The organism is Inquilinus limosus MP06, from assembly GCF_000767795.1.
Classification (GTDB): domain Bacteria; phylum Pseudomonadota; class Alphaproteobacteria; order DSM-16000; family Inquilinaceae; genus Inquilinus; species Inquilinus limosus_E.
This window is the reverse complement of the sequence record NZ_JANX01000889.1, coordinates 1-1,707: the sequence shown is the minus strand read 5'-3', so window position 1 is coordinate 1,707 and position 1,707 is coordinate 1. Positions and strand designations below refer to the sequence as shown.

Sequence of the window (1,707 nt, the reverse complement as noted above, 5' to 3'; positions counted from 1 at the left end):
ATCACCGCCGAGCGGGTGGCCGAGCAGCGCATGCGCGACGCGATGCAGGCGGTCGAGGCCGCGGACAACGCCAAGACCACCTTCCTGGCCCATATGAGCCACGAGCTGCGCACGCCGCTGAACGCGATCCTAGGCTTCTCCGAGCTGATCCGGGACGCCCATCTCGGGCCGCTGCCCGACCGCTACCGTGGCTATGCCGAGGACATCCACCGCTCCGGCCAGCATCTGCTGGCGCTGGTCAACGACGTGCTGGACCTGTCGCGCGTCGAATCCGGCCGGCTGGAGCTGCAGCCGGAGCCGGTCGACCTGGCCAGCGACATCGAGGGGGCGGTCAGCCTCGTGGCGCAGCGCGCCGAGGCGCATGGCATCACCATCGAGCAGCGCGTGGCGCGCGACCTGCCGCTGCTGCACGCCGATCCCTTGAGGCTGCGCCAGATCCTGATCAACCTGCTGACCAACGCGGTCAAGTTCACGCCCGATGGCGGCCGCGTCACGATCGAGGCGACGGCGGTGGCCCGGTCGGTGCGCATCACCGTGGCTGACACCGGCATCGGCATGAACGAGCAGGAGATCGCCCTGGCGCTGGAGCCGTTCCGCCAGGCCCGCAAGCTGTCGCGACGGCCGCGCGAGGGATCGGGGCTGGGCCTGCCGCTGGCCAAGGCGCTGGTCGAAAGCCATGGCGGCATGCTGATGATCGACAGCGAGCCCGGCGTCGGCACCCGCATCACCATCCTGCTGCCGACCGGTGCGGAGGCCGGGACCGGGGACGCCGGCGGCGGGGCCGTGCTCGAGCCCCTGCCGCTCAGCATCGGCCGGCCGGTCAGTCGGCGGCGTTGACCATCGCCTGGAACACCCGCCAGGCCACCTCGACCGTGACGCCGCCGGCCCGCGCGCCCGCCGCCAGCATGCCGGCGGTCGGCTTCGTCGGAACCGTGGTGATGCCGGGGTCGCCCATCGCCGTCACCATATCCAGGGCATAGGTCATCGGCGTCTTCAACTCGACAACCGCCAGATTATCCGTCATCGCAATGTCGCCCATTTGGGCCCCTCCCAAGGTTAATGCCGTCCTTCGGTGCAAGGGGCGTGCCAGAGGCGCGGCCGGGCCGGACGGCATGGGCTGGAGGGATGAGATCGACGTCCCATGGCCAAAATCGCCTGTTTGTTCCGATTTCAGACCCCAAGCGGCAATTTTTATTCCAAGCGCCTTTTGATCGCGAACCCGCTCTCGCAATTTGCAACGCGCGGCCGCATACGATTCGCATTCTGCAACGATCACGATCCGTTGGCCCGGCCCCGCGATTGACGGGCGAGGACCGCTTCCCTAGGGTTCGGCCGCCATGACCATCTACAAGATCTGCAGCGCCGCGGAATGGGCGGCGGCCGAGGCGGCCGGCGCCTATCGCGGCTCCGCCGTCGACCACAAGGACGGCTTCATCCACTTCTCCACCGCCGAGCAGGCGGAGGAGACGGCGGCGCGCCACTTCGCCGGCCGGGACGGGCTGGTGCTGGTGGCGGTCGACCCGGACCGGCTGGGGGCCGCGCTGCGCTGGGAGCCGTCGCGCGGCGGCGCGCTGTTCCCGCATCTCTATGCCGAGCTGCCGCTGGGCGCGGTGCAGGGGGTCGCGCCGCTGTCGCTGGTCGACGGCCGCCACGTCTTCCCGCCGCGGCTGTTTCCGACCGTCGCCGCGCCGTGAGCCTGCTCTTCGC

Annotated in this window: 3 protein-coding genes; 2 read left to right on the top strand and 1 reads right to left on the bottom strand. The window is 70.3% G+C overall.

From position 1 onward, the window contains the following. The coding region (locus P409_RS33645) for a sensor histidine kinase (RefSeq protein WP_238578836.1) at positions 1-837 on the top strand (837 nt) is incomplete at its 5' end. Here P409_RS33645 and P409_RS33640 read toward each other — a convergent pair. Next, positions 821-1,024: a hypothetical protein gene (locus tag P409_RS33640; protein WP_152613690.1), complete on the bottom strand. Its 204-nt coding sequence runs from the start codon at positions 1,022-1,024 to the stop codon at positions 821-823. The two genes, P409_RS33645 and P409_RS33640, sit on opposite strands and share 17 nt — an antisense overlap. Before the next feature lie 313 nt (positions 1,025-1,337). On the opposite strand from P409_RS33640, the gene P409_RS33635 reads away from it, so the two are divergent. Beyond that, positions 1,338-1,694: a DUF952 domain-containing protein gene (locus P409_RS33635; RefSeq protein ID WP_034848933.1), complete on the top strand. Its 357-nt coding sequence runs from the start codon at positions 1,338-1,340 to the stop codon at positions 1,692-1,694. Positions 1,695-1,707: the final 13 nt, after the last annotated feature.